This is a genomic window from Pseudomonas sp. NKUCC02_KPG, from assembly GCF_019345465.1.
GTDB lineage: Bacteria > Pseudomonadota > Gammaproteobacteria > Pseudomonadales > Pseudomonadaceae > Aquipseudomonas.
Genome location: NZ_JAHKRC010000009.1, coordinates 46,136 through 73,113, shown reverse-complemented (window position 1 = coordinate 73,113; position 26,978 = coordinate 46,136). Strand labels below are relative to the sequence as shown.

The window sequence follows — 26,978 nt, the reverse complement described above, 5'->3', positions numbered from 1 at the left end:
CCCGGTGAAATTCGCCAGTAAGGGGTTTGCAATGACTGACATCACCAAGGCCACGCCAAGTGCCGTTGAGATCGTAAAGCGCGAGAACGGTTATCAGGGTTTTTACAAACTGGACCGCGTGCACCTGCGTCACGAACTCTTTGCCGGTGGCATGAGCCGTGAGATCAGTCGTGAAGTGTTCGTGCGACATGACGCGGTATGTGTGCTGCCGTATGACCCCCAGCGCGATGAAGTGGTGCTGATCGAGCAGTTCCGGGTCGGCGCCCTGGGCAAGACCCAAACGCCCTGGTTGATCGAACTGGTGGCCGGGCTGATCGACAAGGCTGAAGTGCCCGAAGAAGTCGCTCATCGTGAAGGCGAAGAAGAGGCCGGTCTTGTGTTCTCGTCACTGTGGCCCATCACCCGCTATTTCCCTTCGCCGGGGGGCAGTACCGAGTTTGTTCACTTGTTTCTGGGGCGTTGCAGCACCTTGGGTGTGGGGGGCTTGCATGGGCTGGAAGAAGAGGCAGAAGATATTCGTGTAACGGTATGGGCGTACGAAGATGCGCTGCAAGCTGTACGTGATGGACGTATTTCCAATGCAGCGAGCATTATTGCCCTGCAATGGCTGGCGCTTAATCGCGCTGAAGTGAGGGGGTTATGGTCGTAAATGGGGTTCGCGATCGTTATCGAGTCGACCTGATCGGTTTGCAGGCTGCCTGCGAGGCCAACTATGCGCGCCTGATGCGTTTGTTGCCTGAAATGCGCGAGCAACCCGGCCCGCGCCGGATTGCCGTGACTCAGGGGGACCAGATGCTGGGCGTGCTGACGCTTGAGGTGATCCTCGATTGCCCGTACACCAGCACCCTGCGCATCCGTCAGGAACATAGCTTGCCCTGGTTGCCGGTGCCCGAGTTGCAGGTTCAGGTTTATCACGATGCGCGCATGGCTGAAGTCGTTGCTGCCGAGCACGCCCGGCGCTTTCGCAGCATCTACCCGTACCCCAACATCGCCATGCACCAGCCCGACGAAAAAGCCCAGCTCAATGTGTTTCTGGGTGAGTGGCTCAGCCATTGCCTGGCATGCGGGCATGAATACGCAGAAGTACGCTAGCCTTGAAATCAACACCCCCCGGGAGAGTCATCTTGCCGAATGTATCCACGCTGACCACCGAAGATGCGGTGCTGCTGGTGCAGCTGTCTGACAGCCATTTGTTTGCTGACGCAGACGGTTCCCTGCTCGGCCTCAAGACTGCGCAAAGCCTGCAGCAGGTGATCGATCTGGCTCGCGCCGAACAACCGCACATCGACGGCATTCTGGCCACGGGCGACTTGACCCAGGACGGCAGCGTCGAGGCCTATCAGCACTTTCGCAGGATGACGTCACCGCTGGGCGGCGTTGCCCGCTGGATCCCCGGCAATCATGACCAAATTGCGCAGATGCGCGAAGCGGCCGTGCAAAGCCGTCTGCTTGAGCCCGTGGTCGATATCGGCAATTGGCGCATTACGTTGCTCAACTCGGCAGTGCCCCATTCCACCCCCGGTTATCTGGAAGACGACCAGTTGCAACTGCTGGCGCAATCCTTGAGCGAAGCCCCCGAACGCCATCACCTGGTGTGCCTGCATCACCACCCGGTCTCGGTGGGTTGCCAATGGCTGGAGCCGATTGGTCTGCGCAATGCCAAGGATTTCTGGTCGGTCATGGACCGTTATCCACAAGCACGGGCGGTGCTCTGGGGGCATGTCCACCAGCCGTTCGATCAGCAACGCAACGGTGTCAGGTTGCTGGCATCGCCCTCGACCTGCATCCAGTTTGCTGTCGCCAGCCCGGACTTCAAGGTCAGCAACGAGGCCCCGGGCTATCGCTGGTTGCGCTTGCAGCCTGATGGCACGCTGCAAACCGGCGTGTCACGCCTGGCTGATTTCTCGTTCGAGCCGGATTACAGCGCCAACAATTACTGAAATATCTTGAAGCGAGTCATTGCCCCTGAGTCAGGCTAAACTGCGCGTCTTTCTTGATGCTGTGTTCAGCTTAATGTGTCTTCGGGGGTCATCGCATGTCGGGTTCCATCTTGTATATCCACGGGTTCAACAGTGCCCCCGAGTCCAAGAAGGCCACACAGTTGATCTCGGTGATGCAGCGCATGGGGCTTGCCGAGCAGCTGCGGGTGCCTGCCTTGCATCATCATCCGCGTGAGGCAATGGCCCAATTGCAGGCCGCAATCAGCCAGCTGGGCCGCCCATTGCTGGTAGGCAGCTCGCTCGGCGGCTACTATGCGACCTGGCTGGCCGAACAACATGGCCTCAAGGCCTTGCTGGTCAACCCGGCCGTCAGCCCGCATCGGATGTTCGACGGTTATCTGGGCACGCAGACCAACCACTACAGCGGCCAAACCTGGGAATTGACCCACGATCATGTCCAGGCCCTGGCCGAACTCGAAGTGGCAGCCCCCCAAGACCCGCAGCGGTATCAGGTGTGGTTGCAAACTGGCGATGAAACCCTGGACTACCGCTACGCTGAAAAGTACTACGCGGCGTGTACATTGCGTATTCAGGCGGGCGGTGACCACAGTTATCAAGGTTTTGCCCAGCAACTACCTGATCTGTTGAATTTTGCAGGGATTGGCGCCGAACAGTTTCAAACCATCGACTTCGCGGCCCTATGAGGCACCCGTCGAATGGCCCTTATTTTTCATTTACGACTAACGACGAGACCCTATGGCCACTCCCAGCGCTAGCTCTTATAACGCCGACGCCATCGAAGTCCTCTCGGGCCTCGACCCGGTGCGCAAACGCCCCGGCATGTACACCGACACCAGTCGGCCCAACCACCTGGCCCAGGAAGTCATTGACAACAGTGTCGACGAAGCCCTGGCCGGTCACGCCAAGTCGGTGCAAGTCATCCTGCACGCCGATCACTCGCTGGAAGTCAGCGATGACGGGCGCGGCATGCCTGTGGATATCCACCCTGAAGAGGGCGTGTCAGGTGTCGAGCTGATCCTTACCAAGCTCCACGCGGGTGGCAAGTTCTCCAACAAAAACTATCAGTTCTCCGGCGGCCTGCACGGCGTGGGGATTTCGGTGGTCAACGCGCTGTCGACACTGGTTCGGGTCAAGGTCAAGCGTGACGGCAACGAATACCAGATGACCTTCGCCGATGGCTATAAAGCGACCGATCTGGAAGTCATCGGTACGGTCGGCAAGCGCAACACCGGTACCAGCGTGTACTTCGCGCCGGACCCGAAGTACTTCGACTCGCCCAAGTTTTCTGTCAGCCGCCTCAAGCATGTGCTCAAAGCCAAGGCTGTACTGTGTCCGGGGCTGCTGGTCAGCTTTGAAGACAAAAACACCGGCGAAAAGGTCGAGTGGCATTACGAAGACGGTCTGCGCTCGTACCTGGTTGATGCGGTCAGCGAATTTGAACGCCTGCCCAATGAGCCGTTCTGCGGCAGCCTGGCCGGTAATAAAGAAGCCATCGACTGGGCTTTGCTGTGGCTGCCTGAGGGCGGTGACAGTGTTCAGGAAAGCTACGTCAACCTGATCCCCACGGCTCAAGGCGGTACACACGTCAACGGTCTGCGTCAGGGCTTGCTCGATGCGATGCGCGAGTTCTGCGAGTTCCGCAGCCTGCTGCCGCGCGGCGTGAAGCTGGCGCCCGAAGACGTGTGGGAGCGCATTGCGTTCGTGCTGTCGATGAAGATGCAGGAGCCGCAGTTCTCGGGGCAGACCAAAGAGCGTCTGTCCTCCCGTGAAGCGGCGGCGTTTGTATCGGGCGTGATCAAGGATTCCTTCAGCCTGTGGCTCAATGCCAATCCCGAGCTGGGCATGCAACTGGCTGAGCTGGCAATCAACAATGCCGGGCGCAGGCTCAAGGCCAGCAAGAAGGTCGAGCGCAAGCGGATTACCCAGGGGCCGGCCTTGCCGGGCAAGCTGGCCGACTGCGCCGGGCAGGACCCGATGCGTTCTGAACTGTTTCTGGTGGAAGGTGACTCCGCAGGCGGCTCGGCCAAGCAGGCACGAGACAAGGAATTCCAGGCGATCCTGCCGTTGCGCGGCAAGATCCTCAACACCTGGGAAGTTGACGGCAGCGAAGTCCTGGCCAGTCAGGAAGTCCATAATATCGCCGTCGCGATCGGTGTCGATCCGGGCGCGGCTGACATGAGCCAATTGCGTTACGGCAAAATCTGCATCCTTGCCGACGCCGACTCCGACGGTCTGCACATTGCCACCTTGCTGTGCGCGTTGTTCGTTCAGCACTTCCGTCCGCTGGTGGACGCCGGTCACGTTTACGTGGCGATGCCGCCGTTGTACCGCATTGACCTGGGCAAGGAGATTTTCTACGCCCTGGACGAAGCCGAGCGTGATGGCATCCTTGACCGACTGGTCGCCGAGAAAAAACGCGGCAAGCCACAGGTCACGCGATTCAAGGGGCTGGGTGAGATGAACCCGCCGCAACTGCGCGAAACCACGATGGACCCAAACACCCGTCGCTTGGTGCAACTGACCCTTGAAGACTTCGCCGCCACGTCAGAGATGATGGACATGCTGCTGGCCAAGAAACGCGCCGGTGACCGCAAGACCTGGCTTGAATCCAAAGGCAACCTGGCGCAGGTGCTGACCTGATGCGCAGTGCCTTGCTGGGGCTGCTCTGGTTGGGTGCTGCGCCAGTAATGGCCAGCACCTGGCCAGAATTGGTCATGCAGTCTGAGCATCCGGTAGAAGGCATGCGAGGTGGCAACCTGTCTGGCCTGGCCCTGTGTTCGGGTGAGTTGTGGGCGGTATCCGATCGTGAAGACGATCAGATTTATCGTTTTGACCAGCGCTACCCCGAATGGAGCGCCGAGGCCCTGAACATCGATGTTCCGCCGCCGCCCGAAAGCGGTTTGCCGTGGGGTGTACGCATGATGGGTAAAGCCATCAGCCCGTTGCGCGGCGGCAATCTGGATTTTGAAGGCATCAGCTGCGACGACGCGGGCAACCGTTATGTGGTCAGTGAAGCCCATGCGGCGGTGTTGCAAGTTCCGCCGGCAGGCCCACCGGTGTGGCTCAAGATCGACCCTTCGCTGGTCCGTCAGGCCCGGGCCAGCGGCATGCTGCTGCATTTCAATGCGCTGTTTGAAGGTATCGCCGTCAACCCGCAGGGCAACCAGATATGGCTGGCGGCCGAGCGCGAGCGCCGCGGCTTGCTGACGATCCGCAAAAAGCAGAGTGTGTGGGACTGCGAAAACGGTTGCGTATTGATGAGTGAAGGGGGGCTTGAACAGGCGCCGCCACAACTCAAGGCCAAGGCGCAGCAAAAGGATTTTGCCGACCTGGCGCTGTTCGAAGGCAAGCTGTTCACCCTTGAACGCATGGCCTACCGCATTTGTCGTCGTACCCTGGACACAGGTGAAATCGAACGCTGCTGGTCGTTTGCCAACGATGCATTGACCGACAACCGGCTATACAACAGTGGCTATGGCAATACCGAGGCCTTGAGCCTGGATGCCCAAGGTGCCTGGATCGGCGTCGATAACGGCAACCATGTACGCGCCGATGGCGAAAAACGCCCCATTGTCTGGCGCTTTGCTGCCCCGCAAGGTGGCTGGAGTGCCAAGTCATGAGCGAGCAAGCGCCGGGTAAAGGTGTGGGTCGGGTCTTTATGATTGTGGCCTGGTGTGCCGGTTTGTATCTGGCCGCGCAGTTTTTCGGGCGCTGGGAACAGCGTCAGGAAAACCCCAACACCGAAGTCTCCTCGCAACAGGGCGAGGGTTATATCGAAGTCAAACTGCTCGGCAACGCCCAGGGTCATTTTGTTGCCAGCGGCCGGATCAACAACGTGCCGGTGGAATTTTTACTCGATACCGGCGCCACCGATGTGGCGGTGCCGATGGAGCTGGCCAGGCAACTGGCATTGCCCAAAGGTGTCCCGGTGACGCTTAACACTGCCAATGGTCGCACTCAGGGCTATCAGACCCGCATCGACCGCCTGCAACTGGGCGCCATTGTGCTGCGCGACGTGCGTGCAGTGGCTGCTCCAGGGCTCGAAGGCGAGCAAGTGCTGCTGGGCATGAGTGCGCTGAAAAAACTTGAATTTACCCAGCGCGGCGGCACCATGCTGCTGCGCCAGACAACGAATTGAATGAGGTCCGCATGAGCGACTCCCTTGATCTCAGCCTGGACGGCGTAGAACGCCGGTCACTGGCCGACTTCACCGAACAGGCCTACCTCAACTACTCCATGTACGTAATCATGGACCGGGCCTTGCCGCACATCGGCGACGGCCTCAAGCCCGTACAGCGGCGCATTGTGTACGCCATGAGCGAATTGGGCCTGGACGCTGATTCCAAGCACAAGAAATCGGCGCGTACCGTCGGTGACGTACTCGGCAAGTTCCACCCCCACGGCGACTCGGCGTGCTACGAAGCAATGGTGTTGATGGCGCAGCCGTTCAGCTACCGCTACACCCTGGTCGACGGCCAGGGCAACTGGGGTGCGCCGGACGATCCCAAGTCGTTCGCGGCCATGCGTTATACCGAAGCGCGCTTGTCCCGTTATTCCGAAGTGCTGCTCAGCGAACTGGGCCAGGGCACGGCGGACTGGGTGCCTAACTTTGACGGGACCCTCGACGAACCTGCGGTTTTGCCTGCGCGCTTGCCCAATATCCTGCTCAATGGCACCACCGGCATTGCCGTGGGCATGGCCACTGACGTGCCGCCGCACAACCTGCGTGAAGTTGCCAGCGCGTGCGTGCGCTTGCTCGATGAGCCCAAGGCCACGGTCGAGCAGCTGTGCGAGCACATCCAGGGCCCGGACTACCCGACCGAAGCTGAAATCATCACCCCCCGTGCCGACCTGCTGAAGATCTATCAGACCGGCCGTGGTTCGGTGCGCATGCGTGCCGTGTATCACATCGAAGACGGCGACATTGTGGTCACTGCGCTGCCCCATCAGGTATCGGGCGCCAAAGTACTGGAGCAGATCGCGGCCCTGATGCAGGCCAAGCCAACCAAGCTGGCAATGGTCACCGACCTGCGCGACGAGTCCGACCACGAAAACCCGTGCCGTATCGTGATCATTCCGCGCAATAACAAAGTCGATCTCGACGAGCTGATGCAGCACTTGTTCGCCGTGACCGAGCTTGAGTCCACGTTCCGGGTCAACATCAACATCATTGGTCTGGACGGCAAGCCGCAACTGAAAAACCTGCGCGCCTTGCTGGTGGAATGGCTGGAATTCCGGGTCAATGTCGTACGCCGTCGCTTGCAGTTCCGCCTCGATAAAGTCGAGCGCCGCCTGCATCTGTTGGACGGATTGCTCACCGCCTACTTGAACCTCGATGAAGTGATTCACATCATCCGCACCGAGGAGCATCCCAAGGCCGAGCTGATTGCGCGCTTTGCCCTGAGCGAAATCCAGGCTGACTACATCCTCGACACGCGTCTGCGCCAATTGGCCCGCCTTGAAGAGATGAAGTTGCGCACCGAGCAGGATGCATTGCGCAAAGAGCAAGCCAAGCTGAAAACCTTGCTGGGCAGCGAAACCAAGCTGAAAAAGCTGGTGCGTACCGAGTTGCTGGCCGATGCCGAAACCTATGGCGACGACCGTCGCTCGCCGATTGTGTCCCGTGCTGAAGCCAAGGCCCTGTCTGAAAACGAGTTGGTCCCGACTGAAGCCGTCACAGTTGTACTGTCGGAAAAAGGCTGGGTTCGTTGCGGCAAAGGCCATGACCTTGACGCAACCGGCCTGTCCTACAAGGCAGGGGATGGCTACAAGACAGCGGCCTCCGGACGCTCCAACCAGTTCGCGGTGTTTATCGACTCGACCGGGCGCAGTTACTCTGAGCCTGCTCACAAACTGCCCAATGCCCGTGGCCAGGGTGAGCCGTTGACCGGGCGCCTGACCCCGCCGCCGGGTGCGACGTTCGAGTGCGTGCTGTTGCCTGAAGACGATGCGCTGTACGTCATCGCGTCCGACGCCGGTTACGGTTTTGTGGTCAAGGGTGAAGACCTGCAAGCCAAGAACAAGGCCGGTAAAGCGCTGCTCAGCCTGCCTAAAGGGGCGCAAGTCATGCAGCCACGACCTGTGGCAGATCGCGAGCACAACTGGCTGGCGGCCGTGACCACGGAAGGTCGTCTGCTGATTTTCAAAGTCAGCGACTTGCCGCAACTGGGCAAAGGCAAAGGCAACAAGATCATCGGTATTCCCGGTGAGCGCGTGGCCAGTCGTGAAGAGTACGTGACCGACCTCGCCGTGCTGCCAGACAACGCCACGCTGGTATTGCAGGCGGGCAAGCGCACACTGTCACTCAAGGCTGACGACCTGGAGCACTACAAAGGCGAGCGCGGCCGTCGTGGCAATAAGCTGCCCCGTGGTTTCCAGCGTGTGGATGCCTTGTTGGTAGAAACGCCCAATTAAGGCTGTTTAGCGCCCCCGATCTGGGTTTTTACGCGCAGATCGGCGCGACAACGCTGGAGTCAGGTCCAATATTCGCGGATGATATGCCGCGTTTGCTGCACGGCTTATGGCAATGTGCTTGCGAACCTTTCGAGAATCACACTGTGGCTGGCCCTATGGCGGCCACCTGGATGGAATGATGAACGTTCTACGCCTTCCTTTAATTGCGTTGCTGACCGGTGTGCTGGGTCTGGCGGGGTGCACCACGCACCAGCCAGCGGCCTTGTACCAACTGGACAGCGGCGCCCCAGGCCAGCCCGCGCAAAGCGCCGGCATGGCCGTGGTACTTGGCCCGATCAGCGTGGCCGACTACCTGCAGCGTGAAACCCTGCTGCAACGTCAGCCCGATGGCAGTCTGAGTGCGGCCACTGATGGTCGATGGGCTGGCAGCCTGTCTTCGGATATCGATCAACTTCTGGTACGTCAACTGGCGTGGCGCCTGGACAGCCAGCGGGTTGTCCTGGCACCGGCTACGGCGGGCTTCAGCCCGGATGTGCAGGTGCTGTTGTCGATCACTCGCCTGGACTCGGGCAAGAACTTGCCTGCGGTGCTGGATGCGCAATGGCGTTTGATCGACCGTCGCGGTCAGGTGCGTGACAACCGCATTGTTCACCTGGAGCAGCCACACGGGGGCAGCACGGCGGATCAGGTCAAGGCTCAAGGTCAGTTGTTGCAACAGCTGAGCGAGCAATTGGCCGTGGCGCTCAAGCCACTGGCCAACCAGCCGCCGCTGGTTGAGATGCGCAAGCCCGAGACCAAGGCTGCACCGAAGCAGGGTGCGGAGAAACCTCGAATTCCGATGGCTTCACCGATCCGTACGGATATGGAAGTGTTTCGCTTCTGAGGCCGTAACCCGAAACAAAAAATCCCGCACATGTGCGGGATTTTTTTTGCCTCTACGGGAGCACGCCGTCAGCCACGATTCTCATGCATCCGCGCCAGTTGGCGCTCAAGCATGGATGGATACGGCTCCATCAGGCGCTCGACGCAGCAGGCACCTTCAGGGCTGGCAATCGGGCGGATACGGGCGCGCTGACGGATCAGAGGGTCGTCGCTGATCTTGCGCTCCACCAGCAGCAAGTTGCGGCTGTGTTGCGACAGCGCCAGGGCGTCCTGTGCGACTTCAGTCAGCAGCAAGTCAATCTGGCTCATGCCGTTCAGTCCTTCGCCCAGCACCAGACCCAGTTGCAATTGCAGGGTGATGCCGCTGTCCGCGACTTCGATCTGCAAGGCGTGACCCAGGGCCCGCAGCAGTTCGCCGCAGCAAATGGCGTTGGTCAGGTAATCGTCGCCGCTGTCTTCGCTATGGAACAGCATCAGCGTGCTGCCATCGTTGAGCGTATGCAGCTCGCTTTGATACAGCGAAGCTGCCTGGTTCAGGCAATCGCGATAGCGCTCCAGCAGTTCCATCAGGCGGGCGCGGGGCAGGCGACGCAGTTGTTCCTGTGCCCCCAGTTGCACCGCCAGTACGGCGCTTGGCTGTGGCGCAGCTGATACGACCTGTTTGGGCTTGGCCAGCGCAATCGGCGCAGCAGTGGCTGTGCTGGTGTCGCGCAAGTCAGCGAACGGGTCTTCGTCGTCGTTTTCGTCTTCTGCGGTGCTGACCAACTGCCGGGGAGCGGCTTTGGGAGCAGGCGCAGCAGGCGCTTCATCGAACGTCGGATCGCTCAGGTTGCGCACTTCGAAGGTCGGCTCGTTGTCTTCGGCTTCTTCGTAGTCGCTGTCGTCGTAGTCTTCTTCCGGTTCTGGCTCGGGTTCCGGCTCTGGCGCCGCAGGGGCGAGGCGGCTGTGAAGCTGGCGGGCCAGATCACCGATTTCATCCTGGCGCTGGATGGCCGGGGTGTAAGGATCGGGCTCGCGCAACCATACCCGCAATTGCAGCAGCGGCGTGGTGATGTGGCGTCCCAGTCGCAAGCTCAAGGCCAGGGCCAGGGCGAGCAGAATGGCGCTCAAAATGCCCATGCTCTGCAGGCTGATGGTCATCGGCTGCTCAAACTGGTGCATGTCCAGGCTGATGCGCAGATGCCCGGCGGTCACATCCTGAAAGGTGATCTTGGTCTGATACACGCCTTCGGTTTCGCCCAGCAAGCCGTTTTTGGGACGCTGGCCGGCTTCGGCGAGGATCCGGTTATCGACGCTGTAGATAGCTGCGTGGGCCACCAGAGGGTTTTTGGTCAGGTTGTTGAGCAGCACGTTGAGACTGAGGATGTCATTGGACACCAGCAGCTCGGTCGCCGAGGTGGCGGTTTGTGTGGTCAGGCTCTGACCCAGGGCATCTGCCTGCTCGTGCATGGCCTGCTTGAATTGCAGTCCCATCACCACGGCATAAATGACCAGCGCCAGGGCGACCAGAATCACGTTATGGCTGGCGATACGCAGAGCAATCGGAACGCGGCGATCACGCAGGGCCCGGAAGATCAACAGGAAGAAATTATCGGTTTTGACAGGCAATGGCCGGTTCACTGAGCGCGGCTCTTAGTCCGTTAAGTTGGTGCGCAGTATAGCGAGCAGCCTGAAGGCGGCAAAGCCTTGGCGGTGCCCGATGGTCACTGAAAGTGGGTAGAATGCGTTTTTTTTAGCGAATGGGGGTGTGCCTTGCGCGAAATCGTCCTGATAAACATCACAGGTGAGGACCGTCCGGGTCTCACTGCGGCCATTACTGGTGTATTGGCCAGCAATGGTGTGAATATTCTCGACATCGGTCAGGCCGCTATCCATGGCGTTTTGTCGTTGGGTTTTCTGGTGGAAATTCCACAAGCAGAGCTGGTTTCGGCGGTGCTCAAAGACCTGCAGCCATTGATCGCCCAAGAGGGACTGCAACTGCGTTTTGACCCGATCAGCGAAGAGCATTACCAGCGCTGGGTCAATGAGCAAAGCCAGACCCGTCATGTGGTGACGCTGATGAGCCGCCAGGTGACTGCCCATGAGTTGCAGCGCGTGACATCGGTGATCAGCCAGCACGGTTTGAACATCGAACAGACTGATCGCTTGTCTGGCCGTGTACCGCTGGACGCCCCGACGCAGTTGAGCAAAAGTTGCATCGAACTGCGTGTGTGCGGCGAGCCTGCGGATATTGACGCGCTACGTGCCGATTTCTTCAACCTGGCCCAAGAGCTGGGTGTTGATATCGCGCTTCAGGAAGACACCCTGTTCCGCCGCAATCGCCGTCTGGCGGTGTTCGACATGGACTCGACCCTGATCGAAGCCGAAGTGATCGACGAGTTGGCCAAGGCTGCGGGCGTGGGTGACCAGGTGGCTGCAATCACCGAACGCGCCATGGCCGGTGAGCTGGACTTCAAGGCCAGCTTCAAGGCGCGCATGGCACTGCTCAAAGGTCTGGATGTGGGCGTGCTGGATGCCATCGGTGCCTCGCTGCGCCTGACCGAAGGCGCCGAAGTGCTGTTCGCGGAACTCAAGCGCTTGGGCTACAAGACCGCCATCCTGTCGGGCGGCTTCACGTATTTTGCCAAGCAGGTACAGGCGAAGCTGGGCATCGACTATGTGTTCGCCAACGAGCTGGAAGTGGTGGATGGCAAGGTGACCGGTGTTGCGGTTGAGCCGATTGTCGACGCACAGCGCAAGGCGGACTTGCTGCGTGAGCTGGCGCAAAAGGAAGGCTTGAGCCTGGAGCAGACCATTGCGGTCGGTGATGGTGCCAACGACTTGCCGATGCTGGCAATTGCCGGGCTGGGTGTGGCATTCCGCGCCAAGCCACTGGTTAAAAAATCGGCCAGACATGCCATTTCGACTCTGGGCCTGGATGGTGTGCTGTACCTGCTGGGCCAGCGCGACCGTAATAGCCAGGGCTAGTGAATACGTGTAGTCGCTGCCGCAGGCTGCGATAAGGCCCGCAGGGCCTTCGCTTTTAATACAAAAGCGGGGGCCGCTTTGCAGCCCATCGCAGCCTTCGGCAGCGACTACATTATTTACTCACCGATCTTCTGCCCCATCATCACCGGCGTTCCCGCCGCCAGGCCTTCAGCCCACTTCACTTGATCGGCACCGAACAGCACGATTGCAGTCGAACCCAGTTTGAAGCGACCCAGCTCGGCACCTTTTTCCAGGTGGATCGGCGCACGTGCAGCTTCGTCGTAGCGGAAGGTTTTCAGCTCGCGTTTAGGCGGCGTGACCAGACCGGCAAATACGGTTTCAATCGACGCCACGATCATGGCGCCCACCAAAATCACGGCCATCGGGCCGCGTTCGGTATCAAAGATGCACACGGCACGCTCGTTGCGGGCAAAAAGTTCCGGCACGTTTTCGGCGGTAGTCTGGTTAACCGAGAACAGGCGGCCCGGCACGTAGATCATCTCGCGCAAGGTGCCTGCCAACGGCATGTGTACGCGGTGGTAATCCTTTGGCGACAGGTAGATGGTGGCAAAGTCGCCGCCCATGAACTGTGCTGCCACAGCGGCATCGCCACCCACCAGTTCCAGCACGCTGTAGCTGTGGCCTTTGGCCTGGAACACGCGACCATGTTCAATCGGGCCCAGTTGGCTGACAGCGCCATCGGCAGGGCTCAACACGGCGCGCGGAGTTTGATCCAGCGGGCGGGCGCCGTCTTTCAGGGCGCGGGTGAAGAAGGCATTGAAGTGCTCGTAGGCGGTAACGTCTTCAACCAGTGCCTGGGACATGTCCACTTGGTAACGCTTGGCGAACCAGGTTGTGAATGCATTCTTGAACCAGCGCACGCGGCACTCGGCAATGCAGCCGGCCAGGCGTGACAGCAGGTGATGCGGCAACAGGTACTGGCTGAGGAGGAACAAACGCGTTTTCATTCAAGGTCCTTAATTTTTTACAGGCAGCTCGACAGGGGTATCGGGATGGTTGCCCCATTCGCCCCAAGAGCCGGCGTAGCCTTTGACGCGCGGATAACCGAGCGATTTGGCAACGAGATAAGTAAAGCCAGAACGGTGGTGAGTCTGGCAGTGGGTAATCACTTCTTTGTCTGGCGTGATGCCCAGATCCTTGAGGATCTGCGCCATGTCAGTGCGGATACGCAGGTTGCGGGTTTTATCCATGCCTGCGGTCCATTCAAAATTCTTCGCGCCGGGGATATGCCCACCCTTGGCGGCGAGCACTTTTTCGCCCGTGTATTCGGCTTCGCTGCGCGCATCCCAGATCGCCAGATCCGGGGCGCCCAAACGGCTTTGCAGGTACTCGCGGGTTGCGGTGGGTTCATCGTGCAGAGTCAGTGCCACCGGGCCACCGGCTGCAGCGGGTACATCCTGGCTGACGGCGTAACCGTCACCTGTCCATGCGTGAATGCCGCCATCCAGATAGTGATAAGCCTTGTGTCCGATTACATCCAGCAGCCAGATGAAGCGCCCGGCCCAGCCGCCGCCTTCGTCGTCATACACCACGTAGACCGCATCGGGGTTGTGCCCCAACTCGCCGAACAACGCTTCGAGCGCAGCCTGTGTCGGCAGCAGGCCGGGCGCCGGTGGCAGCCCCAGTTGCGTGCGCTTCGGGTCGACGAAGCGAGCTCCCGGAATATGCCCGGCTTCGTAACGCGCGACGCTGGTCAAGTCGACCACGATCAGTTCGGGAGCGTTGAGCCGGGCGAACAGGTCGCTTGGTTCAATCACTAACGGCAAGCCAGAGAAGCCAGGCATGTGAAGCCTCCAGAGCAAAAAAGGGGGGGATTGTAGCGCTAGCGCCCGCGACTACTAAAGCTATTCAGGGCTTTCTCGATGCATTGGGCCGTTTTGCCGAATGCCTGCACGCTGGTTTCCGAAAAGGGTCCGCCGCCCTGGTCTGCCAGTACCAGCATGACCACGCGGCCGTTGTTGCTCAGAGAGCGTAACAGTAGATGCTCGCCAGGGAACAGGCTGCGCAGGCTGTAGGGTAAAACCGCGGATATGACGCCATTGTTCTCGGGTGTCAGGCGTACCTGAGCCGGTTGCGCCATCAAGCGCTGGAGTGCGGTGCTCTCGTTGATGGTGATGTTCAGGTCGAAGGCTGTCTTTGCCAGTCCGGCTATCTGATTCACGCTCAGGGCGGTTGAGGTCTTGTCGGGTGTCAGCAGCATCACTCGGCGCATGCCGCACGCCAGCAGGGCTTCGCGGGCGCAAGTGGTCAGGTGCATCGGGTTGCTGAATGCGCTGGGTTGCTCGAGCAATTGCCCGCAATGTCTGCGCCACGCCGCCAGCGCCTCGGCCGAGGGGGGCGGCGCGGCCAGCGAGCTGTGGCGGGTGCGGCGTGCATCCCATGGCCAGAGCAGCGCCTGGGCCGGGTGCCAGAGTTCTGGCATCGAGTGATAGCGCCCGCTGTTTACCGCGTGCTGGTGCACTTGCTGTTGTATGTCATCCAGCGGCATTTGCAGGTACAGGCTGGTGACGTACTGCCAGCGCAAGTTGTGCGGCGTGTCCCATGCCTGTTGCGCTGAAAGTGCCAGGCAGTTGGCCAGCAGCACGCTGTTGGCGGGCTGGTTGAACCAGCGGCGCAGCTCGGGATCGGCGTCCAGGTGCTGTTGCTGGCGCAGCGGATGATGAGTGTCGCGGGCAATGTGCAGCACCTTGACCAGCGTGCGGCGCTCGTCGGTGATGACCGTATAGCCCTGCATCACCCAGGCGGGCAATCGCCAGAGTTCGGCCAGCGTGCGGCAGATATCAAACAGCGGAACACCAAATAGCTCCAGCTCGACCTTTTTGGCGCATTCCCCTTGCTCGACCACCCGTCGCTCCCAGGCTTCAAGCAGCAGCGGGTGAGTGAGCGCCAACGCCCATAACGGCGACAGAAACAGCAGGCTGCTCCAGTAGATTTCTTGCCAGAGGCGCGCCAGGCGATTGCCGAACAGCCCGATTGCTTGTTGTGCGGCGTGCTGGCTGATGAGCTGGATTTGTCGATAGGCCATCGGAATGTCTTCGATCGCCAGTGCGGGTACGCGCTCGAGCAACACTTGGGTGCGCTTGAGGCCCAGGCGGTTGATGGCCACTTCAAGGCTTTCGGCAGGCTCGCTCAGGCTGCTCTGGACGTGTTGGTTGGCCTCGCGGATCAGCCTCAGTGCCAGCGCCGGACTGTCCTGCATGACCTCGGCAATTTCGCGTAATGAGCGGCGACTGTCGTTGATCGTCTTGAATACGCGCTCATGGCTGTTTTGCGGGATCGGCAAATCAACAGCGTCCAGGCGTGATACCCAGGCATCCAGAGTAGTGGGTGTTGATGTCGGTGCGCAGGTTTCGTTGGCCATTAGGGGAACGCGATCATCATCGATTGTGGAGGTCGAATGGATTTTCGGCTTTGCCGGCTATAGTCTGGCGCAGATTCGCCGATAAGGAGAAGAAGAGTTTTAGCTTCGCTGGAATATGACCTTGAACCCGACTCAGTAAGTACTTTTTATCTATGGCTAAAATTATCGGCATCATTGTCGTGTTCGCGAGTGTGCTTGGCGGATACGTGCTTTCTCACGGCAAAATCGGTGCGTTGATTCAGCCGTTCGAGGTTTTGATCATCGGTGGGGCGGCCTTTGGCGCGTTCCTGCAAGCCAACCCCGGCTACATGACCATGCACGTGATCAAAAAATCACTCAGCATGTTTGGATCACGCTTCTCCCACGCTTTTTATCTGGAAGTGCTGGGGCTGGTTTACGAGATTCTCAATAAAAGTCGCCGCGAAGGCATGATGGCCATCGAAAGCGATATTGAAGACGCGGCCGCCAGCCCGATCTTCTCCAAGTACCCCACTGTCCTTAAGGATGAGCGCATGACGGCGTTTATCTGCGATTACCTGCGCATCATGTCGTCGGGCAACATGGCGCCCCACGAGCTCGAAGGGCTGTTTGACATGGAGCTTTTCAACCTCAAGGAAGAGCTGGAGCATCCTTCCCATGCCGTGACCGGGATCGCCGACGGCATGCCCGGTTTCGGCATTGTGGCGGCGGTGCTGGGTATTGTCGTGACGATGGCCTCGCTGGGTGAGGGCGATCAGGCCGCAATCGGCATGCACGTTGGTGCCGCGCTGGTGGGGACGTTCTTCGGTATTTTGGCCGCCTATGGCTTCTTCGGTCCGCTGGCGACGTCCCTGGCCCACGATGCCAAGGAAGAAATCAACGTTTACGAGTCGATCAAGGCTTCCCTGGTGGCCTCGGCCTCGGGCATGCCGCCGTCGCTTGCCGTCGAGTTCGGTCGTAAAGTGCTGTACCCCAAGCATCGACCGAGCTTTTCCGAGCTTGAACAAGTGGTTCGCGGTCGCTGAGTTATGGAAAACAACCAACCCATCATCATCAAGCGCGTAAAGCGCTACGCCGCAGGCCATCACGGTGGCGCCTGGAAAATTGCCTTTGCTGACTTCGCCACGGCGATGATGGCGTTCTTTTTGGTGATGTGGCTGATGACGGCCGCCACGCCAGAGCAAAAGATCGCCATTGGCGGCTACTTCAAAGACCCGATCGGTTTCAGCGAAAGCGGCACACCGTACATCATCGACCTGGGCGGCACGCCCGCGCTGGCGCCGGACAACACCCTCAATCCCGAAGAGAAACTGCAGCCTCAGCCCGACAAGATCAAAGTCGATGCCGATCAGGTTGAGAGCATGGCGGAGCAGGTCGAGAAAGAACGTCTCGAACTGCTGCTTCAGGAGTTGCAGAACAAGGTCGAAGAAAACCCGCAACTGCGTAAATTCAAGGATCAGTTGCTGTTTGAAATCACTCCGGACGGTTTGCGGATCCAGATCATGGACGCCGAAAACCGCCCGATGTTTGATGTGGGCAGCGCGCGGCTAAAGCCTTACTTCGAAGATATTTTGCTGGCCATGGCCGACACGATCAAAGCGGTGCCGAACAAAGTCAGCATCAGCGGCCACACCGATGCCATGCCCTATGCGGGAGGTGGCGATTACGGCAACTGGGAATTGTCGGCCAACCGTGCCAATGCGGCCCGGCGTGCCTTGGTGGCGGGTAGCTACCCTGATGCGCAGATTGCGCGGGTGGTGGGGTATGCGTCGTCAGTGCTGTTCGACAAGGCCAACCCCTATAACCCGATCAACCGTCGAATTGACATCGTGGTGCTGACCAAAAAGGCCCAGCAGGCGATTGAAGGTGAGCAGGGTGTGGAGCCGGTTAAGGCCCAGGAGTTGCCCAAGGCTGCGATCGATCCGATCCAGTTGCCCGCCGACAAACAGCCACTGCCGATGCATGAAGAGCGCCAGAAGCTGAATCTGTTTGACGACAAGGCACCGTAACCTTGTAGTCGCTGCCGCAGGCTGCGATAAGGGCCGAAGGACCTTCGCTCTTGAAAAGCGCGACCCCTTCGGGCCCGATCGCAGCCTGCGGCAGCGACTACATCGTTACGTGGCTTAGTAGCTCGACTCGGGCAAGCTGGCAATGATCGAGCGATAGCTGTTCATGCGCTGCTGTTGAACGCGGCCATCTTCCAGGGCCATCAACAATGCACAGCCTGGCTCGCGGTCGTGTTTGCAGTCGCGGAAGCGGCAGGTGCCGATCAAGTCGTTGAACTCGATAAAGCCCGCCTCGACATCGGCCCGGCTCACGTGGCCCAGGCCGAACTCGCGGATACCCGGTGAGTCGATCAACTCGCCGCCACCCGGGAAGTGGAACAACCGCGCCGTGGTGGTGGTGTGCGTGCCCTGGCCCGAGACTTCCGACAGCGGCCCGACCCGCAGGTTGACCTCTGGCAGCAGGCTGTTGACCAAGGACGACTTGCCCACGCCCGACTGACCCACAAACACGCTGATATGGCCGTCCAGTTGCGCTTGCAACTGCTGCATGCCATCACCGTGGTGCGCCGACACTTCCAGCACCGGATAACCCAGCTGGCGATAAACCCCCAGCAACGCATTGAGCGCCGGTGAGTTTTGATCGTCGATCAAGTCAGCCTTGTTGAGCAGCAGCAACGGACGAATCCCCGCGTGCTCGGCGGCGACCAGGTAACGGTCGATGAGGTTGGCATGGGGCTCGGGCATGGGCGCGAACACAATCACGATCATGTCGACGTTGGCAGCGACCGGCTTGAGCTGGCCACGGCTGTCCGGGCGGCACAGTTCGGTTTTACGCGGCAGTTGGGCGACGATAACGCCGATGCCCTGGTTGCCGGCGCGCCATACAACCGTGTCGCCGGTCACCAGTGCGGGCAGGTTTGCGCGCAGGTGGCAGCGGAACATCTGGCCTTTAAGCTCGCCTTCCTGGGCTTCGACTTCGACCTGCACACCAAAGTGCGCGATCACCAGGCCGAGTTGCTCGGGGCCTAAATCGCCGCCCTCAAGCGCTTCGACGGCACTGGATTCGCGTTTGGCGGCGCGGGCAGCGCGCTCGCCCTGGATCTTTTCGATGCGCCAATTCTGACGACGATTGAGCTGGCGTTTGGCCATGGGTGTTCCGTGTTGATAAAACGATAAGAAGGGTAAAACGCAGGCGAGTTTAGCACGAGGGCTGCACGCCTAAGCTAAACTGCGCAACCAAGCACTGGAGGCCATTATGCAAAACGCGCAGAACCTGATCTGGATCGACCTGGAAATGACCGGTCTGGACCCTGACAACGACGTCATTATCGAAATGGCCACCATCGTTACCGACAGCAACCTCAATACCCTGGCTGAAGGTCCGGTCATCGCCATCCACCACAGCGATGAAGTGCTGGCCCGCATGGACGAATGGAACACCCGCACCCACGGTGGCAGTGGCCTGACCCAGCGCGTCAAAGACAGCACCACCACCATGGCCGAAGCCGAGGCGCAAACCATCGCGTTTCTTGAACAGTGGGTACCCAAAGGCAAGTCGCCGATCTGCGGCAACAGCATCTGTCAGGATCGCCGCTTCCTGTACACCCACATGAAAGCGCTTGAAAGCTACTTCCACTACCGCAACCTGGACGTTTCGACGCTCAAGGAACTGGTCGCGCGCTGGGCACCTGAAGTGCGCGACAGCCTGGTGAAGAAAGGCACGCACCTTGCGCTGGACGACATTCGCGAGTCGATCGCCGAACTGCAGCACTACCGCAAGCATTTCATCAAATTCTGATCGTAACGTTGTAGTCGCTGCCGAAGGCTGCGAGCTGTTCAGATCTCAGGTTCGCAGCCTTCGGCAGCGACTACAAAGTTACGCCCCCTTTTGGTGCCAATGCCAACTGAGAGTAGACTGCGCGCCTTCTTGCAAGGATCGCTGCCATGTTGCTGATGCTCTATTTAGTTGCCATTACTGCCGAAGCCATGACCGGGGCGCTGTCTGCCGGGCGTCGGGGCATGGATTGGTTCGGCGTGGTGCTGATTGCCTGTGTCACGGCGCTAGGCGGCGGCTCGGTGCGCGACGTACTGTTGGGGCATTACCCGCTGACCTGGGTCAAACACCCGGAATACCTGGTCTTGACTACCTTTGCCGCGCTGGTGACGATCTTTATCGCGCCATTAATGCGCCATTTGCGCTCGCTGTTTTTGGTGCTCGATGCCCTGGGGCTGGTAGCGTTTACCCTGATTGGTTGCATGACTGCGCTGGAAATGGGCCAAGGCATGCTGGTGGCCTCGGTGAGCGGGGTCATCACCGGGGTATTTGGCGGCATCCTGCGGGACATCTTCTGCAACGATATCCCGCTGATCTTCCGTCGCGAGCTGTACGCCAGCGTATCGTTTGCCGCAGCCTGGTGTTTCTTGCTGTGTACCTGGCTCGAAATGCCCAACGAGCAGGCTATTTTCGTGACCTTGTTCGGCGGGCTACTGCTGCGTTTGTTGGCGATCCGCTTTAACTGGGAAATGCCCAAGTTCGTTTACAACGACGAGCATTAAGCAATTGCGGGAGTGGTCAGGCGCGCTTGGCGTGTTGTGCCAGCGCCCACTCCACATGTTCCTGCACCAGCTCGGACGGGTAGTCGCGCCGCGCCTTCAAGGCTTCAAGCACCGGGATCGTCGACGGCGCATTGCCCAGCCCCACTGCCAGATTGCGCAACCAGCGCTCGTACCCTGCCCGGCGTAGAGGGGAGCCCTCGGTGCTGCTCAGGAACGTGTCTTCATCCCACATAAACAGCTCGGCCAGCCCGGCGTTGTCCAGGTTGTGCCTTGGCTTGAAGTCGCCTTCTGCCGTAGTGCGGGCAAAACGGTTCCACGGACAGACAATCTGGCAATCATCACACCCGAACACCCGGTTGCCGATCATTGAGCGCAGCTCTTCGGGGATCGCGGTTTTCAGCTCGATGGTCAAGTACGAAATGCACTTGCGCGCATCCAGTACATAGGGGCCGACAAAGGCATTGGTGGGGCAAATGTCCAGGCAGGCAGTGCAGCGTCCGCAGTGCTCTGTCTCGTGGGGAGGATCGACCGGCAGCGGCAAGTCGACAAACAACTCGCTCAGGAAGAAATAGCTGCCCGCCTTGCGATTGAGCACCAAAGTGTTTTTGCCGATCCAGCCCAGGCCAGCCTGCTGCGCAATGGCTTTTTCCAGGACCGGGGCGCTGTCGACAAAGGCGCGAAAGCCAAACGGGCCGATGTCTTTCTGGATGCGGTCGGCCAGTTGCTGCACGCGCTTGCGGATCAGCTTGTGGTAATCGCGACCCAGGGCATAGCGCGACACGTAGGCTTTTTCAGGCTGGGCCAGCAGCTGCGCCATGTGGGTGTCGCCGGGCAGGTAGTCCATGCGCAGGGACACCACGCGCAATGTGCCGGGGACCAGTTCTTCGGGATGCGAACGCTTGCTGCCGTGGGCAGTCATGTAGTCCATGTCGCCGTGGTAGCCAGCATCGAGCCAGCGTTGCAGATGGTGTTCGTGTTCTCCAAGGTCGAGGCCGGCAATGGCGACTTGTTGAAAGCCCAGCTCGCGGCCCCATTCCTTGATGGACTGAGCGAGAGCGGGGAGGTCGGCAGTAATAGCAGGCATGAGGCAAGAGAAACCGGAGCTGAGATGCGTATAATTCTGCCAGACATCGGAGCCCGACACGTATGCCGCAGACCAAACACCTTTTAGCTGACCCCAAAGCCCTTTGCGCAGATAACCTGCCGCGACTGCCTGTGCGGGCCCCAAGCGCCCACAAAGGCCAGTTCGGCCATGTGCTGCTGGTGGGTGGGGATCGCGGGTTTGGCGGCTCGATTACCCTGAGTGCCCAGGCTGCACTACGCTGTGGCGCTGGCCTGGTATCACTGGCCACGCGTCCCGAGCACGTGGCGGCCGCTCTGGTGCAGGTGCCTGAAGTGATGACACTTGGCGTGTCGTCAGCGAATCAGTTGATGGGTGTGCTGGCGCAGGCTTCGGTGGTTGTGGTGGGCCCGGGTTTGGGGCAGGCCCCCTGGGGGCGTAGTCTGTTGTCGGCAGCTGCGCAGGCAAAAATGCCTCAGGTGTGGGATGCCGATGCGCTGAATCTGTTGTCCAACGCAGTCATTGGGCTGGCGTCCGGCTCGGTGATCACCCCGCACCCGGGCGAAGCCGCGCGGTTGCTGGGCATCAGTACCGGGCAAGTACAGGCAGATCGCCCGGCAGCGGCCCGAGCGCTGGTTAAAAAATATTCAGTGGTCTGCGTCCTTAAAGGAGCAGGCACTCTGGTTGCAGGGTTGGACGGTGAATTGGCCATTTGCAATCAGGGACACCCGGCCATGGCTACGGCCGGTTTGGGGGATGTGCTGGCAGGCGTGATTGGCGCGCTGCTGGCCCAGGGCATGAGCGCCTTCGATGCGGCGTGCCTGGCGGTGTGGCTGCATGCCCGCGCCGGAGAACAACAGGGACAATTGGGCCGTGGGCTGGCGGCCAGTGATTTGATTCCAGTCATTCGTCAGTTGTTGGAGGAACACGCACCGTGCACGAAATAACACTGCAACTGGACGATGAAGAGGCAATGACCGCCTTTGGCGCGCGCCTGGCGACCGTGACTCAAGGTCATGGCCTGATCTTTCTGGACGGTGATCTGGGGATGGGCAAGACCACCCTGTCACGAGGCTTGATTCGCGGCCTTGGGCACACCGGCTCGGTTAAAAGTCCGACCTTTACGTTGGTTGAGCCTTATGAAATTGGCGATATTCGCGCCTTTCATTTTGATCTGTACCGTCTGGTCGACCCTGAAGAGCTCGAATATATGGGGATTCGCGATTATTTCGACGAAGACGCCCTATGCTTGATTGAATGGCCCGATAAAGGTGCAGGCTTTTTGCCAAAGCCTGACCTGACCATTACCATTAGCCCGCACAACACCGGGCGTTTGCTGAAGCTGACGCCCCAAGGTTCACGTGGCGAGTCTTGGTGTGCCGCATTGGCACCGGAATACAAATAATGATGGGGTTTGGTATGCGCTTTCGCGCGTTAGTAAGTGTGGTGGGTGTGTTGCTCAGTGTCATGGCGGTCAACGCTTTGGCGGCGACACAGGTCAAAAGCGTACGTTTGTGGCGGGCGCCGGACAACACACGACTGGTTTTTGATCTGACCGGCCCGGTGCAGCACAGCGTGTTTACGCTGACAGCCCCTGACCGTCTGGTGATTGATATCAATGGTGCGACCCTGGCCGGCCCGTTGAATGTGCAAACCGCCAATACGCCTATTACCAGCATGCGTTCGGCGCAACGTACCCCCACGGATTTGCGCGTGGTGATCGACCTGAAAAAGGCGGTGACTCCGAAGAGCTTCGTGCTGGCGCCGAATGCCCAGTACGGTAACCGTCTGGTGGTTGACCTGTATGACCAGGGTGCCGACCTCTCTCCGAGCTTGCCTGCCACCAATGTGGCGACGGTGCCTGTGGTTCCGGTCACTCCGGCCCAGCCTGACGTCAAGTTGCCGCCGATTCCGAGCGGAAAACGCAGTGTGGTGGTCGTCATTGACGCCGGCCACGGCGGTGAAGACCCGGGGGCCTCGGGCTCTGCAGGCCAGCGGGAAAAAGACGTGGTGCTGGCAATTGCCAAAGAGCTGCAGCGCCAGATCAATGGCATGAAAGGCTTCAGGGCTGAGCTGACGCGCACCGGCGACTACTTTATTCCGTTGCGTGGCCGTACCGAAATCGCCCGCAAAAAGGGCGCCGACCTGTTTGTGTCGATCCACGCCGATGCCGCGCCGTCCAAGGCCGCCTTTGGTGCTTCGGTGTTTGCCTTGTCCGAGCGAGGTGCGACTTCCGAGACTGCGCGCTGGTTGGCAGACAGCGAAAACCGTTCTGACTTGATCGGCGGCGCGGGCAATGTGAGCCTTGACGACAAGGACCGCATGCTGGCGGGTGTATTGCTCGATTTGTCGATGACGGCTTCGCTGACGTCCAGCCTGAACGTGGGGCAAAAGGTCTTGAGCAACATCGGTCGGGTGACACCGCTGCACAAGCAGCGCGTGGAGCAAGCCGGGTTTATGGTGCTCAAGTCGCCGGATATTCCATCGATCCTCGTCGAAACCGGGTTTATCTCGAACTCCAACGAAGCTTCGAAACTGGCGTCGAGCAGCCACCAGCAAGCGCTGGCGCGTTCGATCAGCAGCGGCGTGCGTCAGTTTTTCCAGCAAAACCCGCCACCGGGCACGTATATCGCCTGGCTGCGTGACACGGGCAAAATTGCCCAGGGCGCCCGTGAACACACGGTCCGTCCCGGCGAAACACTGGCGATGATTGCCGTGCGATATCAAGTGGGTGTGGCGACGCTGCGTTCGAGCAACAGCCTGAAAACCGATGAGCTTAAAGTCGGCCAAAACCTGAACATTCCGGCCACCGCCCTGGCGGCTCAATAATGAGTGACGGCGTCTTGAACAGCAGCGCGCGGATTGAACTGCTCAGCCCGCGCCTGGCCAACCAGATTGCTGCTGGCGAAGTGGTTGAGCGTCCGGCATCGGTGATCAAAGAGTTGCTGGAAAACAGCCTCGACTCGGGCGCCAAGCGCATTGACGTGGATGTGGAGCAGGCCGGGATCAAGCTGCTACGGGTGCGTGACGATGGCAGCGGTATTTCCAGCGACGACTTGCCGCTGGCACTGGCGCGTCACGCCACGAGCAAGATTCGTGATCTTGAAGACCTTGAGCGGGTGATGAGCCTGGGTTTTCGCGGTGAGGCCCTGGCTTCCATCAGCTCCGTTGCCCGCCTGACCCTGACTTCGCGCACCCGTGGTGCCGATCAGGCCTGGCAGGTCGAGACTGAAGGCCGCGACATGGCACCCCGGGTGCAACCGGCGGCACATCCGGTCGGCACCTCGGTTGAAGTACGTGACCTGTTTTTCAATACCCCGGCGCGGCGAAAATTTCTTAAAACCGAAAAAACCGAATTCGATCATCTGCAAGAAGTGATCAAGCGCCTGGCGCTGGCCCGGTTTGATGTGGCGTTCAATTTGCGACACAACGGTAAAACCATCCTCAATCTGCATGAAGCCCGGGACGATACTGCCCGCGCCCGACGTGTGGCGGCGGTGTGCGGCTCGGCGTTCCTGGAGCAGGCGCTACCGATCGAGATCGAGCGCAATGGCCTGCATTTGTGGGGCTGGGTGGGTCTGCCGACTTTCTCGCGCAGCCAGGCTGACTTGCAGTATTTCTATGTGAATGGCCGTGCGGTACGCGACAAGCTGGTGGCCCATGCGGTGCGCCAGGCTTATCGCGATGTGCTGTTCAACGGTCGTCATCCGACCTTTGTCCTGTTTTTTGAAGTCGACCCTTCGGTTGTCGACGTCAACGTCCACCCGACCAAGCACGAAGTGCGCTTCCGTGACGGGCGCATGGTGCATGACTTTTTGTATGGCACGTTGCATCGCGCCTTGGGTGATGTGCGTCCGGAAGACCAACTGGCCGCTCCTGCGCCTGTGCCCGGTGCCGAACGCCCTACGGGGCTCGACGCCGGTGAGTTTGGTCCGCAAGGTGAAATTCGCCTGGCAGCCAACGTACTGGAGCAGCCGCAAGCGGCGCCTGGTCAGCATGTCGCAGGCTCGGGTGCCGGTGCGGGTTATCAGTATCAGTACCGGCCGCAGTCTTCGGCGCCTTCAGTTCCTGTCGAAGAAGCGCGCAATGCCTATCGCGAGTTTTTCGCGCCATTGCCCGAGGCCAATGCTGCACCCTTGCCGGACGGGCAGGGTGATATCCCGCCGTTGGGCTTTGCGCTGGCGCAACTCAAGGGCATTTATATCCTTGCTGAAAACGCCCAGGGACTGGTGCTGGTGGATATGCACGCGGCCCACGAACGCATCATGTATGAGCGCCTGAAAATCGCCATGGCCAGCGCAGGCTTGAGTGGTCAGCCGCTGCTGGTGCCGGAATCGATTGCAGTCAGTCAGCGTGAAGCCGACTGTGCAGAAGAGCACGCCGAGTGGTTCCAGCGCCTGGGCTTTGAGCTGCAGCGCCTTGGCCCGGAAACCCTGGCTATCCGCCAGATCCCGGCCCTGCTCAAGCAGGCTGAGGCTCAGCGCCTGGTCCATGACGTACTGGCCGACCTGATGGAATACGGCACCAGTGACCGGATTCAGGCGCATCTCAATGAGCTGCTTGGCACCATGGCCTGCCACGGTGCGATCCGGGCCAATCGCCGTTTGGCGATCCCGGAAATGAACGGCCTGTTGCGTGACATGGAAAACACCGAGCGCAGTGGTCAGTGCAATCATGGTCGTCCCACCTGGACCCAAATGGGCCTGGACGACTTGGACAAACTCTTTTTGCGCGGTCGCTGATGACAGGTTCCAACGTTTTACCCCCGGCCATTTTTCTGATGGGGCCGACGGCTGCCGGCAAGACCGATCTGGCCATCGAGCTGACCAAGGTGCTGCCGTGCGAGCTGATCAGTGTCGATTCGGCACTGGTCTATCGCAGTATGGATATCGGTACGGCCAAGCCGGAGAAAGAAATTCTGGCTGCCCACCCTCATCAGTTGATCGATATTCTCGACCCGGCTGAGAGCTATTCGGCAGCTGATTTTCGCCGCGACGCACTCAAGGCAATGGCCGAAATCACCGCGCGCGGCAATATTCCGCTGCTGGTGGGCGGCACCATGCTGTATTACAAAGCACTGATCGACGGCCTGGCAGACATGCCCCCGGCCGATCCCGAGGTGCGTGCGCAGCTCGAAGAAGAGGCTCAACGCCTTGGCTGGCAAGCCTTGCACGACCAGCTGGCGGCCATCGACCCGGAGTCTGCAGCGCGGATTCACCCCAATGATCCTCAGCGTCTGACGCGGGCGCTGGAGGTTTATCGGGTCAGTGGCATGAGTGTGACGGCCCACCGGCAAAAACAATCTGAGCAAACGACTAAAGCAGCGGCTTCTGGGCACAGCCAATTGCCCTATACTGTCGCGAATCTGGCCATCGCTCCGGCGAACCGTCAGGTGCTGCATGAGCGAATTGCACTAAGATTCGGGCAGATGCTGGAACAGGGGTTCATTGACGAGGTCATAAGCCTGCGCCGTAGAAGTGACCTGCATGCCGGGTTGCCGTCTATACGTGCTGTAGGTTACCGCCAAGTCTGGGATTACCTGGACGGCAAGCTGACAGCGGCGCAGATGCAGGAGCGCGGCATCATTGCCACGCGCCAGCTGGCCAAGCGTCAGTTCACCTGGTTGCGCAGTTGGGACGACCTGCATTGGCTGGACAGTCTGGACTGCGACAATCTGCCACGAGCCTTGAAATACCTGGAATCGGTCTCCATATTGAGCTGAGTCTTGGCAAATGCCGTCTATCCTATGGATGTGGCGACAGCGGTCATCT

At 59.9% G+C, this 26,978-nt stretch carries 25 protein-coding genes; 19 read left to right on the top strand and 6 right to left on the bottom strand.

Annotated elements, in window-relative coordinates; all coding sequences use genetic code 11:
• The first annotated feature begins 31 nt into the window (after nt 1–31).
• From KO536_RS13945 to KO536_RS13905, 9 genes are all read left to right on the top strand, one after another.
• On the top strand, nt 32–649 hold the full coding sequence (locus KO536_RS13945; RefSeq protein ID WP_133076664.1) for an NUDIX domain-containing protein: 618 nt from the start codon (nt 32–34) through the stop codon (nt 647–649).
• Nucleotides 640–1,092, top strand: a complete 453-nt coding sequence (locus KO536_RS13940; protein ID WP_133076663.1) for a DUF1249 domain-containing protein — start codon at nt 640–642, stop codon at nt 1,090–1,092. Before KO536_RS13945 ends, KO536_RS13940 begins: the two co-directional genes overlap by 10 nt.
• Before the next feature lie 32 nt (nt 1,093–1,124).
• Entirely contained in the window at nt 1,125–1,940 is an 816-nt protein-coding gene (gene cpdA / locus KO536_RS13935) for a 3',5'-cyclic-AMP phosphodiesterase (RefSeq protein ID WP_133076662.1), read from the top strand.
• Between the two features lie 95 nt (nt 1,941–2,035).
• Nucleotides 2,036–2,644: a YqiA/YcfP family alpha/beta fold hydrolase gene (locus KO536_RS13930; protein ID WP_133076661.1), complete on the top strand. Its 609-nt coding sequence runs from the start codon at nt 2,036–2,038 to the stop codon at nt 2,642–2,644.
• Between the two features lie 52 nt (nt 2,645–2,696).
• On the top strand, nt 2,697–4,601 hold the full coding sequence (gene parE, locus KO536_RS13925; protein WP_133076660.1) for a DNA topoisomerase IV subunit B: 1,905 nt from the start codon (nt 2,697–2,699) through the stop codon (nt 4,599–4,601).
• Nucleotides 4,601–5,581 (top strand): esterase-like activity of phytase family protein, encoded by a 981-nt coding sequence (locus KO536_RS13920; RefSeq protein ID WP_219262141.1) that lies wholly within the window; start codon nt 4,601–4,603, stop codon nt 5,579–5,581. The genes parE and KO536_RS13920 overlap by 1 nt, the downstream gene beginning before the upstream one ends.
• Nucleotides 5,578–6,099: a TIGR02281 family clan AA aspartic protease gene (locus tag KO536_RS13915; protein ID WP_133076658.1), complete on the top strand. Its 522-nt coding sequence runs from the start codon at nt 5,578–5,580 to the stop codon at nt 6,097–6,099. The genes KO536_RS13920 and KO536_RS13915 overlap by 4 nt, the downstream gene beginning before the upstream one ends.
• A gap of 11 nt (nt 6,100–6,110) precedes the next feature.
• Nucleotides 6,111–8,375 (top strand): DNA topoisomerase IV subunit A, encoded by a 2,265-nt coding sequence (gene parC / locus KO536_RS13910; RefSeq protein ID WP_133076657.1) that lies wholly within the window; start codon nt 6,111–6,113, stop codon nt 8,373–8,375.
• A 178-nt stretch (nt 8,376–8,553) separates the two neighbouring features.
• Nucleotides 8,554–9,258 (top strand): membrane integrity-associated transporter subunit PqiC, encoded by a 705-nt coding sequence (locus KO536_RS13905; RefSeq protein WP_219262140.1) that lies wholly within the window; start codon nt 8,554–8,556, stop codon nt 9,256–9,258.
• Between the two features lie 68 nt (nt 9,259–9,326).
• On the opposite strand, the gene KO536_RS13900 is transcribed toward KO536_RS13905, so the two are convergent.
• Nucleotides 9,327–10,877, bottom strand: coding sequence for an AhpA/YtjB family protein (locus KO536_RS13900; RefSeq protein ID WP_133076655.1), 1,551 nt, complete (start codon nt 10,875–10,877; stop codon nt 9,327–9,329).
• A 132-nt stretch (nt 10,878–11,009) separates the two neighbouring features.
• On the opposite strand from KO536_RS13900, the gene serB reads away from it, so the two are divergent.
• Nucleotides 11,010–12,224, top strand: a complete 1,215-nt coding sequence (serB, locus tag KO536_RS13895) for a phosphoserine phosphatase SerB (RefSeq protein WP_219262139.1) — start codon at nt 11,010–11,012, stop codon at nt 12,222–12,224.
• Nucleotides 12,225–12,340: 116 nt separating this feature from the next.
• Here serB and asd read toward each other — a convergent pair whose 3' ends face one another.
• From asd to KO536_RS13880, 3 genes are read right to left on the bottom strand one after another with little or no spacing between them, the layout of a single operon-like run.
• A complete protein-coding gene (gene asd, locus KO536_RS13890; RefSeq protein ID WP_219262138.1) occupies nt 12,341–13,192 on the bottom strand; it encodes an archaetidylserine decarboxylase in 852 nt (283 codons plus the stop codon).
• A gap of 9 nt (nt 13,193–13,201) precedes the next feature.
• Complete coding sequence (locus KO536_RS13885; protein WP_133076652.1) at nt 13,202–14,029, bottom strand: rhodanese-like domain-containing protein; 828 nt, start codon at nt 14,027–14,029, stop codon at nt 13,202–13,204.
• Nucleotides 14,030–14,067: 38 nt separating this feature from the next.
• Complete coding sequence (locus KO536_RS13880; RefSeq protein WP_219262137.1) at nt 14,068–15,606, bottom strand: HDOD domain-containing protein; 1,539 nt, start codon at nt 15,604–15,606, stop codon at nt 14,068–14,070.
• 152 nt (nt 15,607–15,758) lie between these two features.
• On the opposite strand from KO536_RS13880, the gene motA reads away from it, so the two are divergent.
• Nucleotides 15,759–16,610, top strand: coding sequence for a flagellar motor stator protein MotA (gene motA, locus KO536_RS13875; RefSeq protein ID WP_219262136.1), 852 nt, complete (start codon nt 15,759–15,761; stop codon nt 16,608–16,610).
• 3 nt (nt 16,611–16,613) lie between these two features.
• Nucleotides 16,614–17,594 carry a flagellar motor protein MotB gene (gene motB, locus KO536_RS13870; protein WP_219262135.1) on the top strand — a complete coding sequence of 327 codons (981 nt, stop codon included), beginning with the start codon at nt 16,614–16,616 and terminating at the stop codon, nt 17,592–17,594.
• Between the two features lie 114 nt (nt 17,595–17,708).
• On the opposite strand, the gene rsgA is transcribed toward motB, so the two are convergent.
• The gene (gene rsgA / locus KO536_RS13865) at nt 17,709–18,740 is read right to left on the bottom strand and encodes a small ribosomal subunit biogenesis GTPase RsgA (RefSeq protein ID WP_019826259.1); all 1,032 of its coding nucleotides are present in this window, start codon (nt 18,738–18,740) and stop codon (nt 17,709–17,711) included.
• Nucleotides 18,741–18,846: 106 nt separating this feature from the next.
• Here rsgA and orn point away from each other — a divergent pair, with 106 nt between their 5' ends.
• Nucleotides 18,847–19,389 carry an oligoribonuclease gene (gene orn, locus KO536_RS13860; RefSeq protein WP_133076648.1) on the top strand — a complete coding sequence of 181 codons (543 nt, stop codon included), beginning with the start codon at nt 18,847–18,849 and terminating at the stop codon, nt 19,387–19,389.
• A gap of 146 nt (nt 19,390–19,535) precedes the next feature.
• Nucleotides 19,536–20,147, top strand: a complete 612-nt coding sequence (locus tag KO536_RS13855; protein WP_133076647.1) for a trimeric intracellular cation channel family protein — start codon at nt 19,536–19,538, stop codon at nt 20,145–20,147.
• Nucleotides 20,148–20,163: 16 nt separating this feature from the next.
• Here the strand turns inward: KO536_RS13855 and queG are convergent, their stop codons facing one another.
• On the bottom strand, nt 20,164–21,231 hold the full coding sequence (gene queG, locus KO536_RS13850; protein WP_219262134.1) for a tRNA epoxyqueuosine(34) reductase QueG: 1,068 nt from the start codon (nt 21,229–21,231) through the stop codon (nt 20,164–20,166).
• Nucleotides 21,232–21,293: 62 nt separating this feature from the next.
• Here queG and KO536_RS13845 point away from each other — a divergent pair, with 62 nt between their 5' ends.
• Genes KO536_RS13845 through miaA form a run of 5 tightly spaced genes read left to right on the top strand, consistent with a single transcriptional unit; the run spans nt 21,294 to nt 26,929 of the window.
• Entirely contained in the window at nt 21,294–22,154 is an 861-nt protein-coding gene (locus tag KO536_RS13845; RefSeq protein WP_219262133.1) for an NAD(P)H-hydrate dehydratase, read from the top strand.
• Nucleotides 22,142–22,612, top strand: coding sequence for a tRNA (adenosine(37)-N6)-threonylcarbamoyltransferase complex ATPase subunit type 1 TsaE (tsaE, locus tag KO536_RS13840; RefSeq protein ID WP_048360336.1), 471 nt, complete (start codon nt 22,142–22,144; stop codon nt 22,610–22,612). Before KO536_RS13845 ends, tsaE begins: the two co-directional genes overlap by 13 nt.
• A 2-nt stretch (nt 22,613–22,614) precedes the next feature.
• Nucleotides 22,615–24,036 carry an N-acetylmuramoyl-L-alanine amidase gene (locus KO536_RS13835; RefSeq protein WP_219262197.1) on the top strand — a complete coding sequence of 474 codons (1,422 nt, stop codon included), beginning with the start codon at nt 22,615–22,617 and terminating at the stop codon, nt 24,034–24,036.
• A complete protein-coding gene (gene mutL, locus KO536_RS13830) occupies nt 24,036–25,949 on the top strand; it encodes a DNA mismatch repair endonuclease MutL (RefSeq protein ID WP_374105706.1) in 1,914 nt (637 codons plus the stop codon). The genes KO536_RS13835 and mutL overlap by 1 nt, the downstream gene beginning before the upstream one ends.
• A complete protein-coding gene (gene miaA / locus KO536_RS13825; RefSeq protein WP_219262132.1) occupies nt 25,949–26,929 on the top strand; it encodes a tRNA (adenosine(37)-N6)-dimethylallyltransferase MiaA in 981 nt (326 codons plus the stop codon). Before mutL ends, miaA begins: the two co-directional genes overlap by 1 nt.
• Nucleotides 26,930–26,978 lie beyond the last annotated feature (49 nt).

Bases quoted from the DNA above. Each gene is read 5' to 3' on its own strand.
- KO536_RS13945 (WP_133076664.1), top strand. From the start codon at position 32: ATGACTGACATCACCAAGGCCACGCCAAGTGCCGTTGAGATCGTAAAG.
- KO536_RS13940 (WP_133076663.1), top strand. From the start codon at position 640: ATGGTCGTAAATGGGGTTCGCGATCGTTATCGAGTCGACCTGATCGGT.
- KO536_RS13930 (WP_133076661.1), top strand. From the start codon at position 2,036: ATGTCGGGTTCCATCTTGTATATCCACGGGTTCAACAGTGCCCCCGAG.
- parE (WP_133076660.1), top strand. From the start codon at position 2,697: ATGGCCACTCCCAGCGCTAGCTCTTATAACGCCGACGCCATCGAAGTC.
- KO536_RS13920 (WP_219262141.1), top strand. From the start codon at position 4,601: ATGCGCAGTGCCTTGCTGGGGCTGCTCTGGTTGGGTGCTGCGCCAGTA.
- KO536_RS13915 (WP_133076658.1), top strand. From the start codon at position 5,578: ATGAGCGAGCAAGCGCCGGGTAAAGGTGTGGGTCGGGTCTTTATGATT.
- parC (WP_133076657.1), top strand. From the start codon at position 6,111: ATGAGCGACTCCCTTGATCTCAGCCTGGACGGCGTAGAACGCCGGTCA.
- KO536_RS13905 (WP_219262140.1), top strand. From the start codon at position 8,554: ATGAACGTTCTACGCCTTCCTTTAATTGCGTTGCTGACCGGTGTGCTG.
- asd (WP_219262138.1), bottom strand. From the start codon at position 13,192: ATGAAAACGCGTTTGTTCCTCCTCAGCCAGTACCTGTTGCCGCATCAC.
- KO536_RS13885 (WP_133076652.1), bottom strand. From the start codon at position 14,029: ATGCCTGGCTTCTCTGGCTTGCCGTTAGTGATTGAACCAAGCGACCTG.
- KO536_RS13880 (WP_219262137.1), bottom strand. From the start codon at position 15,606: ATGGCCAACGAAACCTGCGCACCGACATCAACACCCACTACTCTGGAT.
- motA (WP_219262136.1), top strand. From the start codon at position 15,759: ATGGCTAAAATTATCGGCATCATTGTCGTGTTCGCGAGTGTGCTTGGC.
- motB (WP_219262135.1), top strand. From the start codon at position 16,614: ATGGAAAACAACCAACCCATCATCATCAAGCGCGTAAAGCGCTACGCC.
- rsgA (WP_019826259.1), bottom strand. From the start codon at position 18,740: ATGGCCAAACGCCAGCTCAATCGTCGTCAGAATTGGCGCATCGAAAAG.
- orn (WP_133076648.1), top strand. From the start codon at position 18,847: ATGCAAAACGCGCAGAACCTGATCTGGATCGACCTGGAAATGACCGGT.
- KO536_RS13855 (WP_133076647.1), top strand. From the start codon at position 19,536: ATGTTGCTGATGCTCTATTTAGTTGCCATTACTGCCGAAGCCATGACC.
- queG (WP_219262134.1), bottom strand. From the start codon at position 21,231: ATGCCTGCTATTACTGCCGACCTCCCCGCTCTCGCTCAGTCCATCAAG.
- KO536_RS13845 (WP_219262133.1), top strand. From the start codon at position 21,294: ATGCCGCAGACCAAACACCTTTTAGCTGACCCCAAAGCCCTTTGCGCA.
- KO536_RS13835 (WP_219262197.1), top strand. From the start codon at position 22,615: ATGGGGTTTGGTATGCGCTTTCGCGCGTTAGTAAGTGTGGTGGGTGTG.
- mutL (WP_374105706.1), top strand. From the start codon at position 24,036: ATGAGTGACGGCGTCTTGAACAGCAGCGCGCGGATTGAACTGCTCAGC.
- miaA (WP_219262132.1), top strand. From the start codon at position 25,949: ATGACAGGTTCCAACGTTTTACCCCCGGCCATTTTTCTGATGGGGCCG.